Genomic DNA, 12,796 nt, shown 5'->3' with positions numbered 1-12,796 from the left:
AGTTTTCTAAATTATAGCTAAAAAAAAAAAAAAAGAGCTTTTCGGATTTGAAAAGCTCTTTTTTTATCATTAAAACCTTTTTATTTCAACCCAGCTAAACTTTGCTCTATCGTTGCAATTTTAGCCAAAGCATCGGCTTCTTTTTTACGTTCCATAGCGATTACTTTCTCTGGGGCGCCATTGACAAATTTTTCATTAGATAATTTACCTTGAACTGACTTCAAGAACCCTTTAGTGTAATTAAGTTCTTCAGTCAATTTGGCAATTTCAGCCTCAACATCAATATTTCCAGTAATTGGTATAAAATATTCATTAGATTTTACACGGAAAGACAATGCGCCTTCTACTTTTTCAGAAACATAAGTTAAGGAAGCTATATTCCCCAATTTAGCTACTATTGCATCAAAATAAACAGAAGTATTGTCATGGTTTACCACTTTCAATTCAATAGCATCTTTAAACGGAATGTTCTTGTCTTTGCGAATGGTTCTAATACCGGAAATTACATCAATTGTTGTTTCAAATTCAGTTATCAAACTCGCATTAAACGGTTTAATTTCTGGCCATGTTGATACAATCAAAGCTTCCTCTGGAGTTCTATCTTGTATATGTTGCCAAATTTCTTCGGTTAAAAATGGCATAAACGGATGCAACAATTTCAAGTTATTTTCCAACATTTCGATAGCTTTTTCAAAAGTCAACTTATCAATAGGTTGTTGATACCCTGGTTTGATCATTTCTAAGAACCACGAGCAGAAATCGTCCCAAACCAATTTATAAATTGCCATTAAGGCATCCGAAATGCGATATTTTTCAAAATTATCTTCTATTTCTGCTAGAGTCTGTTGCAACTTCGCTTCGTACCATTCAATGGCTACTTTTGAGGATTCGGGTTGTGGTATCGTTTCAGAAACTTCCCATCCTTTGATCAATTTGAAAGCGTTCCAGATTTTATTAGAAAAACCTTTTCCTTGATTACACAACTCTTCGTCAAACATAATATCGTTTCCAGCAGAAGCACTCAATAGCAATCCTACTCGTACACCATCGGCACCAAACTTTTCAATTAATTCCAATGGCTCAGGCGAATTCCCTAAAGATTTTGACATTTTACGACGTTGTTTATCACGAACCAATCCTGTCAGATACACATTAGTAAACGGTTTCTCTCCAGCATATTCATATCCTGCAATTATCATTCTGGCCACCCAGAAAAATAAAATATCGGGACCCGTCACCAAATCATTGGTTGGATAATAGTATTTAAATTCCTCATTTTCAGGATCCATAATTCCACCAAAAACTGACATCGGCCATAACCAAGAAGAGAACCAAGTATCAAGAGCATCTGGATCTTGTTTAAGGTCAGAAGCGAGAAGTGAAGGGTTAGAAGTTTTTTCCTTGGCCAAAACCAAAGCCTCTTCAATGTTTTCAGCCACCACAAAATCTTCTTTTCCATCTCCATAGAAATAGGCAGGAATTTGCTGTCCCCACCACAATTGACGAGAAATATTCCAATCACGAATATTGTTTAACCAATGCGCATAGGTATTGTTAAAACGCGAAGGATGTAATTTTATATCCCCATCTTCTAAAACCGCTTTTATGGCTGGCTTTACTAATTCCTCCATTTTTAAGAACCATTGGTCAGACAATCTAGGTTCGATTACCGCCTTAGTTCTTTCGGAAGTTCCTACTTTATTCAAATGAATTTCAGTCTTAACCAAAGCACCAATGGACTCTAATTCTTGAGCAATTTCGGCACGAACTACAAAACGATCTTTTCCTTGATAATGCAAACCATAACTATTCAAACTGGCATCTTCATTGAAAATATCAACAATTTCTAAATTATGTTTATCTCCAAGTGTTTTATCGTTAACGTCGTGAGCTGGGGTTACTTTCAAGCAACCGGTTCCAAATTCAACATCAACATATTCATCTTCTATAATAGGAATTACACGACCGCAAATTGGCACAATCGCTTTCTTTCCTTTCAAATGTGTAAAACGTTCATCATTTGGATTGATACAAATAGCAGTATCTCCAAAAATTGTCTCAGGGCGAGTGGTTGCCACAGTCAAGAAGTCTTCTGACCCTTCAATCTTGTATTTTAGAAAAAATAATTTTCCTTGTTGTTCTTCGTAAATTACCTCTTCATCAGACAAAGTAGTTTTTGCCTCGGGATCCCAATTCACCATTCGGTAGCCACGATAAATTAAGCCTTTGTTATATAAATCCACAAAAGATTTAATTACAGAAGCCGACATATCTGGATCCATTGTGAATTTGGTTCTATCCCAATCACAAGAACAACCTAACTGTTTCAATTGTTCTAAAATGGTTCCGCCGTATTTGTCTGTCCAATCATAGGCATGCTTTAAGAACTCCTCACGAGTTAAATCCGCTTTGTTTATGCCTTCTGATTTTAGCTTAGCCACCACTTTGGCTTCAGTTGCGATAGAGGCATGATCTGTTCCTGGCACCCAGCATGCATTAAAACCTTTCAAACGAGCTCTTCTAATAAGTACATCTTGAATGGTATTATTCAACATATGCCCCATGTGCAATACACCTGTTACATTTGGAGGAGGTATTACAATAGTATATGGGGTTCTATGATCTGGTTTGGAATGAAAATACTTGTTTTTCATCCAATAGTCGTACCATTTATTTTCTATGGTTTTTGCGTCAAATTGTGCAGGAATACTCATTTTATTTGGATATAATTTTTACTGTCAAAATTTTATAAAAACATCTTTTGGGCGTGGATAATAAAAAAACAGAATTACTAAAAACTTGACAAAAGTATTTAGTTCTTTAAAACATTTTGGCAAAAGTAACTAATAAAGTAGACTATAAAAAACAAAAAATAGTTTTGAACTTTCTTTAAAACCAAGTACATTTACATAACCCTAATAAAAATCTATCATGAAACAGTGGTTATTGACTCTAGTAACACTTTTAATTTCTCAATTTTCATTCTGTCAAATTGGGCCTAAAATTGAATTTTTAGCCAACGAAAATACTATTGATTACGGAAAAGTTAGTAAAAATAGCGATAACGGTATTCGAACTTTCGAGTTTAAAAACACCGGTGATGCTCCATTACAAATCCTCAATATTTTATCTACCAAAGAATGCAGCATCCTTAGCAAACCCTCATCGGCTATTGCTCCTGGGCAAAACGGAAAAATCGAAGTAAAATACAACATGAGTCCAGGTCCTATTAGGAAAACCATCACAGTTGAGACCAATGCAGTAAACTACGAAAACGGAAGGGTTGCCATTAAAATAAAAGGAGAAGTCCTCTAATTGTGCCTTATAACTCACTTTCTAATTGAAAGCTAAACTTTAATTGCATTTCTTGCCGAACTACAACAATTGCAATATTCTTATTAGAATCCTCTGAAAAAAGTGCGTTGATTTTTTCTAAAGAATAACGATGTACGGGAATACCATTAATGGAAATAATTTCGTCATCTTTTTTCAAACCACACTTTTCGGCGGCCGAATTCTTTCGAATACCTCCAATAAAATAATTGGGTTTCAACTCAAACTTTACTTTAAAATTATTCACCTGCGAAGTCACTTGCCAACCATCCGATTTATTTACATTAGTAGCAGAGGCGGGATTTAAGTTTGAGGTTGAATTTTCGACTCGAACCAGTCCTTCTACCCATTTCATCCCTCTTTGCTCAATTTCAATTCCACTTCGATTGTATTTGAATTTTGATGCATAGTGGCTATTTTTTTTCAAAAACATACTCCCATTTTGATAATCAAGCACCAACTTGAATCGTCTAAATATCTCGCCCCCTATAGACCCCACTCTGCCCTGTACTACTTTCACATATTTCAAAGAAGAAGAATCTGGGAAAGAAACAATTGGGTTCAAAAACTTAAAACTAGCTATAGTAACTTCTTTCAAAATAGCTCTTTTCCCTAAAATATCGCCACTAAACCCCTTTCCTAAAAAATCATCAAAGTTTTTTCGAGGTATCTTAATGGAATGGTTATCGTTTTGAAAAACCCAAACAGCATCACTATTTCCTATATCGATAAGCATTTTGGCTTCAAAAAGATTGCCATCATTTAATAGTTTTGTTTGAAAATAGGGCTTTCCTCTTTCAATAGATATCGGCAACCTAACAAAGGATCTTTCGATTTTTCGCAAATACGAAGAACCTGGTTTAAGCACGGTTATTTTTTTTTTGATATAATCAATTTGTATGACATTATTTTTAAAAAATTGAGCCCCTATAATGCCATTTACCGGAATTCCAATATGAGACGATAAATTAAAACTCGGATCTAATACCACGTAAAACAATTGATTATGCGCCACCAATCCACAACTAAACATTTCATTATTAGTAGACTTCAACCCCTCTATGGATTCTTCACTTCCTAACCCTCGCAATTGTATTTTCTCAACATTTTTTAAATTTAACGATTGAGATTCGTCCAAACTAAACAACAATGTTTCCTCTACTCCAGAATCCAATAAAAAATTTAAGGTTACTCCATTTACAGTTATGGGGATAAAAATCAAATTATTGATCAGCTTGAAAGGAATCTCTACTTTATTTTTATTTGAAGGAATAACAAAACCTTCTTGAGATAGTACAGCCCAAGACAAGAAGAAAAGTACCCCCATTAGCTTAAAGCCTTTCATATTATTTATACATAATATTTTTCAAAAAATTTAACATTTTTGTTATATTTTAGAGTCAAATTGAACTTAAAAGTACGCTTATTTTAGAAAAAAATGCGCAAATTTGCATTTCAATTTTTCAACAATGCCAAAAATATCCAATAGAGGCCGATTAATGCCCGAGTCTCCCATTCGTAAATTAGCACCATTTGCTGAATCTGCTAAGAAAAAAGGAATCAAAGTATACCATCTCAACATTGGTCAACCGGACATAAAAAGTCCAAAAGTGGCCATTGATGCCATAAAAAACATTCATTTAGATTTGCTTGAATACAGCCCATCGGCAGGTTATGAAAGCTATAGAAAAAAATTAGTTTCATTTTACAGAAATCAAAATGTTGAGGTAGATTTCGAAGATATCCTAGTAACAACTGGCGGATCCGAGGCTTTGTTATTTGCCTTAGGAAGCATTATGGATCCTGATGATGAGGTGATAATCCCCGAACCATTCTATGCTAACTACAGCGCTTTTTCTGCTGCTTCAGATGCAAAGGTTGTCCCCGTAAATTCTACCATAGAAACCGGATTTGCCCTGCCAGCTATTGCCGAATTTGAAAAACTTATATCCAATAAAACCAAAGCCATTTTGATATGCAATCCTAATAACCCAACAGGTTATTTGTATTCCAAAGAAGAAATCGAACAATTAGGTGAATTGGTAAAAAAGCATGATTTATATTTGATAGCAGACGAAGTGTATCGAGAATTTATTTATGATGGCGATCCACATTATTCGGTTATGAATCTCAAAGGCATTGAACAAAATGTTATCATGATAGATTCTGTCTCCAAACGCTACAGCATGTGTGGCGCACGAATTGGTTGTATGGTTACTAAAAACAGAGAAGTAATTGCTGCATCCATGAAATTTGCCCAAGCACGCTTAAGCCCCCCAACTGTTGAACAAATTGCTTGTGAGGCAGCTATAGACGTCCCTTCTAGTTATTTCGAAGAAGTAATTAATGAGTACCGAGACAGACGAAATACCGTTATACATGAGCTCCAAAAAATTGATGGCGTTGAAGTCACCACTCCAAAGGGTGCTTTTTACTGCATTGCGCAATTGCCTATCGACAATACCGATCATTTCGCCCAATGGCTCCTAGAAAACTACCAATTAGAGGGAGAGACCGTGATGATTGCCCCTGCTGCCGGATTTTATTCAACTCCCGGTATGGGACTTCAGCAAGTGCGAATTGCCTATGTATTGAAAAAAGAAGACTTAATAAAAGCTATAAACATTTTAAAAACAGGCCTAGAAGAGTACAGAAAATTATTTTAAATATTGACAATATTAAACTTAAAACTAAGTTTAAAAAGCAACAAAAAAGCAATACTTCAATTGAAAATATTGCTTTTTTTGATTTTAGCCTCTTTTTACAAAGGAAAACAATCCAATAATTCAAAAATAGCCTTGAAATTGTTGACATTAATTAATTATCTTTACCCCTTAAAAACTGACCCCTCAATTAATAGGATTTTTAATGATGAACAACGAAGAACTTCAGGACGAAATTGGAAACAATCATATAGGTACGAGTGCTGTTAACCCTTTAAGAGACGATGCTTTTGACCTCTCTGACGAAGAAAAAATTGCACGTATAAAGCATGATGTAGAAAATATGCTACTCACATTGGGTATGGATTTGACTGATGACAGTTTAAAAGGCACCCCAAATCGTGTAGCCAAAATGTTTGTAAAAGAAATTTTTGGTGGTCTAAACCCCAATAAAAAACCAAAAGCTTCCACTTTTGACAACAATTACAAATATGGAGAAATGCTAGTGGAGAAAAACATAACTGTGTATTCAACTTGCGAACATCATTTACTACCCATTATCGGAAGAGCACATGTGGCTTATATTTCTAACGGAAAAGTTATTGGATTATCCAAAATGAACCGAATCGTGGAATATTATGCCAAACGTCCTCAAGTACAAGAACGCTTAACCATGCAAATTGTTCAAGAACTTCAAAAAGCTTTAGGAACAGAAGATGTTGCCTGTGTTATTGATGCCAAGCATTTGTGTGTTAATTCCAGAGGAATTCAAGATATTGAAAGCAGTACAGTTACCTCAGAATTTGGAGGAAAATTCAAAGAAGCTCAAACTAAAAGGGAATTTTTGGATTACATTAAATTAGATACAAAATTCTAAGAGTTTATGGTTTGTTGTTCTTAGTTCTTAGTTCATAGTTTATAGTTCTGATGGGGAAAATTCAAAAATTTGAAGATTTAGAAATTTGGAGTTTGGCACGAGAAATATGCCAGCTTGTTGAATTTCTCATTCAAAACACTAACTTAAAAACTAATTATTCACTGAGAGACCAAATCGATAGAAGTTCAGGGTCAATAATGGACAATATTGCCGAAGGTTTTGAGCGAAATGGCAATCGAGAGTTTATTCAATTTTTAAGTATTGCAAAAGGTTCTGCTGGGGAAGTAAAATCACAATCCTACAGAGCTTTTGACAAAAATCTAATTACAAAAGAACAACATTTCAAATTGAATGAAATAGTTGAATTAGAAAAAAACAAAATCGGTGCAATGATGAATTATTTAAATAATTGTGAGATGAAAGGTCTCAAATTCAAATGATTTAATCTACACAAAACAACGAACTAAGAACAATAAACAACAAACAACAAACCGTCAATAAATATGCCTTTATATACCCATCAACCCCTTAAAATCTATAATTCTCTTTCTGGAGAAAAAGAAGCTTTTGTACCCGTTCATGAAGGAAATGTAGGAATGTATGTTTGTGGCCCCACAGTATACAGCAATGTACACTTAGGCAACTTAAGAACATTCATGTCTTTTGACGTAATATTCCGTTATTTACAGCATTTGGAATACAAAGTACGTTATGTTCGTAACATTACCGATGTAGGACATATTGTAGATGATGTAGATGAGGGCGAAGATAAAATTGCCAAAAAAGCAAGACTCGAACAAATTGAACCGATGGAAGTAGTTCAACGTTACACCGTTGATTTTCATAAAATTTTAAGTGCTTTTAATTTTCTACCGCCGAGTATTGAACCAACGGCTACCGGGCACATCATTGAGCAAATTGAAATTATCAAAAAAATAATCGAAAAAGGTTTTGCTTATGAAGCTAATGGTTCGATTTATTTTGATGTGGTAAAATTTAACGAAGACCATCATTATGGTATCTTGAGTGGCAGAAACATAGAAGACATGTTGGCTAACACTAGAGACTTAGACGGTCAATCAGACAAACGCAATCCACAAGATTTTGCTTTGTGGAAAAAAGCCGAACCACAACACATCATGCGCTGGCCTTCGCCCTGGAGCGATGGATTCCCAGGTTGGCACCTAGAATGTACCGCTATGAGCACCAAATACTTGGGCAATCATTTTGACATTCACGGTGGTGGAATGGATTTGAAATTCCCACATCACGAATGTGAAATTGCTCAAAATGAAGCATGCACAGGACACACACCTGTGAATTATTGGATGCATGCCAATATGCTTACCTTGAATGGTAAGAAAATGGCAAAATCGACCGGTAACAATATTTTGCCTGGAGAAATATTATCAGGAGAGAATACTATTTTAAGCAAACCTTTTTCTGCATCGGTAACTCGTTTCTTCATGTTGCAAGCACATTACAGAAGCATTCTTGACTTTTCGGATGATGCTATTGTAGCAGCCGAAAAAGGATACAAACGATTAATGGAAGCGCTTTCTTTACTAAAAGACTTACCTACAAGCGCTCAATCATCTCTTGCTATTGAAGATTGGAAACAATTGTGCTATGACGCCATGAATGACGATTTTAACACACCAATTTTAATTGCACATTTATTTGAAGGCGTTCGTTTTATTAATCTAGTAAAAGACGGTAAAGAAACCCTTTCGTCTCAAGATCTAGCCACCTTCAAAACTGCTATCGAAGCCTTTGTTTTTGAGGTTTTGGGTCTTGAAAACGAAAAAGTTGCCGATAGTAACAACGACAAATTAGAAGGCACTATCCAGTTATTGATAGAAATGAGAAAGCAAGCCAGAGAGAATAAAAACTTTGCACTTTCTGATCAAATTAGAGACCAATTATTGGCATTGGGTATTCAACTGAAGGACGGTAAAGAAGGAACAACTTTTAGTATATAATTTGAAGTTAGAAATTAGAAGTTAGAAGTAGGTGATTAATGTTTCCAAACACACAATTTCTATACTTTTAGCCCCGATGGGAGTGACATCCTTTGCCTTTTTCCTTTAAAAAGGCAAAGATATAACGGACAGCGGGACTTATGATTACTAAAAAAACACCTATGTTTACTGCTCCAAACAGTTTTTAAAACAAAGTTTCTGAATCTGAATGTATGCTGAATCGAATACTTACCTATCCACTGATTGTTTTGGTTCGTTTTTACCAAGGGGCTATTTCGCCATTTACTCCTGCGGCTTGTCGTTATGAACCAACCTGCTCCAGCTATATGATTCAGGCCTTACAAACCCATGGTTTTTTATATGGTAGCTATTTAGGAATTAAGCGAATTTTGAGCTGTCATCCTTGGGGAGGTAAAGGCTACGATCCTGTACCTGAAAAAAAATGCCAACACAAATAGTCATAAATAATTGGCCTTTTTATTACATTAAATCTTTATTTTTACGAAAAACAAAAACACATAATGACACAAGATTTACACTTAGTTTGGAATCCTTCTGAGGGAATTGATTTGGGCTTTTTTATGATTCGCTATTACAGCCTCATGTTTGTAGTTGCATTTGGTTTGGGTTGGTACATAATGAAACACATTTTTGTTCGCGAAGGAGAATCCATCGATAAACTAGATTCTCTTTTTGTTTGGACCGTTTTGGCTACTCTATTAGGCGCTAGACTTGGACATGTATTTTTTTACGATTGGGAATACTATCGCAATCATTTGCTAGAAATATTACTTCCTGTTCGTTTTGAACCAGAATTTCAATTCACAGGATTTCAGGGATTAGCCAGTCATGGCGCAGCTATTTCTATTATTATAGCTATGTATTTGTATAGCAAAAACATATTGAGACGTCCTCAACTTTGGATCTTGGATCGTATTGTAATACCTGTTGCAAGTGGGGCAATCTTTGTAAGACTTGGCAATTTTTTCAATTCTGAAATCATTGGAAAAGAAACTACTTCTACTTTTGGAATTCGTTTTTTACACGACCAATTTAGCCCTAGAGAAGCAGTACAAGCCACCGGTATTCCTAATCCAAAAGAAGCCTATCACGCCATCGCATCTGATCCTAAATTTTCAGAATTGCTAGCTCAAGTTCCTGCGAAACACCCTACACAATTGTACGAAGCATTTTGCTATGTTTTCGTTTTTGCGATCTTATTTTTCTTGTATTGGAAAACAGAAGCAAGAAAGAAATCAGGCTATTTGTTTGGTTTATTCCTAGTCTTATTATTCACAGTACGTATCATTGTCGAATCGGTTAAAGAAAGTCAAGGTGGATTTGAAAGTAGTCTTGGCAATATTCTTTCAACAGGTCAATGGCTCAGCATACCATTTGTACTAATAGGTGTATTCTTTGTATTTAGAGCCAAAAAAGAAGCCTAATACAATCGAATTTTATATCAATCAAGCGTTACTTTGTAGTAGCGCTTTTTTTATATCGGAAAAACAAGCCCTAATTCGATGTTTTTAGTATTGAACCCTGCATTGGAAGAATTCAAACCTGCATTAGAAGTGTGCCGAAAGCTAGGTCGTACATCCAATGCAAAATACTTCAAATCTAAAGTATACCCTAGGGCTATAATATCACAAAAAGCAAATCCTTTCGACAATCGTTCGGTTTCTGTATCCGTAAGCATTGGACTTATACTTCCCAAAACATAAATAGCACTTCGTTTACTAATCTTTTTCTGAACCGTCATACCTAGATGTATTACACCTTCATTTATAGTTTTTAATTGCATAAAAGCATCGCGTTTAGCTTCATAATTTGGCGTTTCTGGCTTTACAAAATAAAAATTGAGTAATTGATGCGTAGCACGATTGTACTCGGGACCAAAGAAAAAAGTAAAATCAACTTTCTTGTACGTCCGCCACTTTTTATAAAAAAGCAATTTATATGTAGAATTGGTATAGGTATAATCGGTGTTTTTAATAGCATTTCCTGTTCCACAAGAAAAACCAAATTCCCAACTATCCTTACTCGATTGACACCATATAAAATTACTACAAAGGAGGAATAAAAAAGAAATAAATAATCGCATGCACTTGATTGGTTTAAATAAAAAAGCATTCCTAGGAATCTAGGAATGCTTTCAAAAGTAAACTAAAAAATTGTATTATTTAGGTAGTGTCTCGCTAACTGTGTAAGTTGAAAAGTTATTCTGAAAATTTGAGCTAATTCAAAAAGCTCCAAATTTTCGGAAATAACTTTTTAACCTTTTATATATTTACATAGGGTCTACTGAAAAACCCCTATAAAATTGCAAATCAATCAGATATATTTACATTTGAGCTACTAAGTGCAAGGTATTATGCAAAAAAGTCCAAAAAAGCGTGCATCAACGCCTGATTTTGTGAGCCAAAATCAGCTAATTTTCGAGGGATTTGAGTCCCCTTTTAAAAAAAAATGAATCCTGAAAACCGCTGGGTTGTTCTAGCAAATCTAATTCCTTGGGATGAAATTTGCAACATTTACCTCAAGGCGATTCCCAAAAAAGCAAGTGGGCGACCTGGATTGAGTCCCAGAGTGGTTTTGGGAGCTGTAATCATCAAACATTTGTGTGATATAGATGACAGGGAAACTGTGGCTCAAATTTCGGAGAACATTTATATGCAACACTTCTTGGGCTATTCGAGTTTTTCAGACGAACCACCCTTTGATGCTTCTTTGTTTGTGAGCCTTCGAAAGCATTTAAGTTTAGATGTTTTGAACAGCATTAACAAAAAATCATTGCCATAAAAACCAAACTTGAGCAAAATAAAAGCGTCAAAAAAGACGGCTCAGACCCGGATAACAAACCCGAAAAACCCAACGGAGGAACGGTTTTGATCGACGCAACGGCTTGTCCTCAGGACATTGCTTATCCTACTGATTTGAATTTGCTCAACGATACTAGAGAGAAATGCGGGATGCTTATAGACCTTTTGTATGCCTAAGACCTTCACGGAAAAAAGCCAAGAATTTATCAAGAAAAAGCCAGAACAGTATATCTTCAAACGGCACAAAAAAAGTGTAAAACAGGCAAAATAGTGCGCAAAGGAGTTGGCCAACAACTCCGCTATTTGAAACGAAATATTCGACATATTAACCGATTATTAGACAAATACACCTGTATTCCGCTTAAAGAAAAGGAGTTGAAATATTGGTACCTGATACAAACTTTTAATGACCAACAAAAGGAGATGTTTAAAGAAAATACCAAATCGGTTGAGCACCGAATTGTAAGCATTCATCAACCACATGTTCGACCAATTTTTAGAGGAAAAATCCAAGATAAAGTAGAATTTGGGGCAAAAATACATTGTTCAATGATTGACGGAATTGCCTTTTTAGACGAGCTGAGTTGGGATGCTTATAACGAAGGAAGCCATTTATCGGAATATGTGGAGCTGTACAAAAACAGATTTGGTTGCTATCCCAAAAACCTTATGGTCGATAAAATATACAGCACCAGAGAAAATCGGAGAAAGCTCAAAGAAAAAGGAGTCAACCCAATTGGAAAGCCCTTGGGGCGACCTTCACTGGCAGCGCAAAACGTCTTAAGTCCAGGGGAAAGAAATCCGATAGAAGGTAAATTTGGTCAAGCAAAGTCGGGATAGGGTTTAGAACGTGTAAAAGCAAGGCTGCAAGACACAAGTGAATCTTGGATTGCCAGTATCATTTTAGTGCTCAACCTAGTCAAATTGGCTGGGGTGGCACTACAGTGGCTACTCATTCTGATAATGGCTAGTTTATCCGAATACTTTTTGCTAAAAACAGACGAAAACAAAAATAGGTGCGATTTAAACGAAAATCGCACCTATGAATTAGCGTTGTTATGAAAATATGAAATAAATGCGTCTCTGAGTTTTTCAGCAGACCCTAAATAGTCAAAAATT

Annotated in this window: 12 protein-coding genes; 9 read left to right on the top strand and 3 right to left on the bottom strand. The window is 35.4% G+C overall.

The window, feature by feature from the left end; genetic code table 11:
• Positions 1-80: 80 nt before the first annotated feature.
• Positions 81-2,714, bottom strand: coding sequence for a valine--tRNA ligase (locus tag ACZIX2_RS08290; RefSeq protein WP_463339625.1), 2,634 nt, complete (start codon positions 2,712-2,714; stop codon positions 81-83).
• Between the two features lie 217 nt (positions 2,715-2,931).
• On the opposite strand from ACZIX2_RS08290, the gene ACZIX2_RS08285 reads away from it, so the two are divergent.
• Entirely contained in the window at positions 2,932-3,315 is a 384-nt protein-coding gene (locus ACZIX2_RS08285) for a DUF1573 domain-containing protein (RefSeq protein WP_463339624.1), read from the top strand.
• A 7-nt stretch (positions 3,316-3,322) separates the two neighbouring features.
• Here the strand turns inward: ACZIX2_RS08285 and ACZIX2_RS08280 are convergent, their stop codons facing one another.
• A complete protein-coding gene (locus tag ACZIX2_RS08280; protein ID WP_463339623.1) occupies positions 3,323-4,678 on the bottom strand; it encodes an aspartyl protease family protein in 1,356 nt (451 codons plus the stop codon).
• Between the two features lie 124 nt (positions 4,679-4,802).
• On the opposite strand from ACZIX2_RS08280, the gene ACZIX2_RS08275 reads away from it, so the two are divergent.
• The 6 genes from ACZIX2_RS08275 to lgt all read left to right on the top strand — a co-directional run bounded on the left by ACZIX2_RS08275 (position 4,803) and on the right by lgt (position 10,300).
• Positions 4,803-5,999, top strand: coding sequence for a pyridoxal phosphate-dependent aminotransferase (locus ACZIX2_RS08275; RefSeq protein WP_463339622.1), 1,197 nt, complete (start codon positions 4,803-4,805; stop codon positions 5,997-5,999).
• A gap of 202 nt (positions 6,000-6,201) precedes the next feature.
• A complete protein-coding gene (gene folE, locus ACZIX2_RS08270) occupies positions 6,202-6,873 on the top strand; it encodes a GTP cyclohydrolase I FolE (RefSeq protein ID WP_463339621.1) in 672 nt (223 codons plus the stop codon).
• Between the two features lie 50 nt (positions 6,874-6,923).
• Positions 6,924-7,313 carry a four helix bundle protein gene (locus ACZIX2_RS08265; protein WP_463339620.1) on the top strand — a complete coding sequence of 130 codons (390 nt, stop codon included), beginning with the start codon at positions 6,924-6,926 and terminating at the stop codon, positions 7,311-7,313.
• Positions 7,314-7,376: 63 nt separating this feature from the next.
• A complete protein-coding gene (gene cysS, locus ACZIX2_RS08260) occupies positions 7,377-8,855 on the top strand; it encodes a cysteine--tRNA ligase (protein ID WP_463339619.1) in 1,479 nt (492 codons plus the stop codon).
• A 212-nt stretch (positions 8,856-9,067) separates the two neighbouring features.
• Entirely contained in the window at positions 9,068-9,313 is a 246-nt protein-coding gene (gene yidD, locus ACZIX2_RS08255; RefSeq protein WP_463339618.1) for a membrane protein insertion efficiency factor YidD, read from the top strand.
• 63 nt (positions 9,314-9,376) lie between these two features.
• Positions 9,377-10,300, top strand: coding sequence for a prolipoprotein diacylglyceryl transferase (lgt, locus tag ACZIX2_RS08250; RefSeq protein ID WP_463339617.1), 924 nt, complete (start codon positions 9,377-9,379; stop codon positions 10,298-10,300).
• Positions 10,301-10,350: 50 nt separating this feature from the next.
• Here the strand turns inward: lgt and ACZIX2_RS08245 are convergent, their stop codons facing one another.
• The gene (locus tag ACZIX2_RS08245; RefSeq protein ID WP_463339616.1) at positions 10,351-10,959 is read right to left on the bottom strand and encodes an acyloxyacyl hydrolase; all 609 of its coding nucleotides are present in this window, start codon (positions 10,957-10,959) and stop codon (positions 10,351-10,353) included.
• 365 nt (positions 10,960-11,324) lie between these two features.
• Between ACZIX2_RS08245 and ACZIX2_RS08240 the strand changes: the two genes are divergently transcribed.
• Complete coding sequence (locus ACZIX2_RS08240) at positions 11,325-11,657, top strand: transposase (protein WP_463339615.1); 333 nt, start codon at positions 11,325-11,327, stop codon at positions 11,655-11,657.
• A 290-nt stretch (positions 11,658-11,947) separates the two neighbouring features.
• The gene (locus ACZIX2_RS08235) at positions 11,948-12,517 is read left to right on the top strand and encodes a transposase (protein WP_463339614.1); all 570 of its coding nucleotides are present in this window, start codon (positions 11,948-11,950) and stop codon (positions 12,515-12,517) included.
• The last annotated feature ends 279 nt before the right edge of the window (positions 12,518-12,796 follow it).

It is taken from the genome of Flavobacterium riviphilum (assembly GCF_055231795.1).
Note: the sequence above shows the minus strand (reverse complement) of the source record. Positions and strands in the feature narration are given on the sequence as shown.

Excerpts from the sequence above, each read along its gene's own strand:
- ACZIX2_RS08290 (WP_463339625.1), bottom strand. The coding sequence starts at position 2,714 with ATGAGTATTCCTGCACAATTTGACGCAAAAACCATAGAAAATAAATGG.
- ACZIX2_RS08285 (WP_463339624.1), top strand. The coding sequence starts at position 2,932 with ATGAAACAGTGGTTATTGACTCTAGTAACACTTTTAATTTCTCAATTT.
- ACZIX2_RS08280 (WP_463339623.1), bottom strand. The coding sequence starts at position 4,678 with ATGAAAGGCTTTAAGCTAATGGGGGTACTTTTCTTCTTGTCTTGGGCT.
- ACZIX2_RS08275 (WP_463339622.1), top strand. The coding sequence starts at position 4,803 with ATGCCAAAAATATCCAATAGAGGCCGATTAATGCCCGAGTCTCCCATT.
- folE (WP_463339621.1), top strand. The coding sequence starts at position 6,202 with ATGATGAACAACGAAGAACTTCAGGACGAAATTGGAAACAATCATATA.
- ACZIX2_RS08265 (WP_463339620.1), top strand. The coding sequence starts at position 6,924 with ATGGGGAAAATTCAAAAATTTGAAGATTTAGAAATTTGGAGTTTGGCA.
- cysS (WP_463339619.1), top strand. The coding sequence starts at position 7,377 with ATGCCTTTATATACCCATCAACCCCTTAAAATCTATAATTCTCTTTCT.
- yidD (WP_463339618.1), top strand. The coding sequence starts at position 9,068 with ATGCTGAATCGAATACTTACCTATCCACTGATTGTTTTGGTTCGTTTT.
- lgt (WP_463339617.1), top strand. The coding sequence starts at position 9,377 with ATGACACAAGATTTACACTTAGTTTGGAATCCTTCTGAGGGAATTGAT.
- ACZIX2_RS08245 (WP_463339616.1), bottom strand. The coding sequence starts at position 10,959 with ATGCGATTATTTATTTCTTTTTTATTCCTCCTTTGTAGTAATTTTATA.
- ACZIX2_RS08240 (WP_463339615.1), top strand. The coding sequence starts at position 11,325 with ATGAATCCTGAAAACCGCTGGGTTGTTCTAGCAAATCTAATTCCTTGG.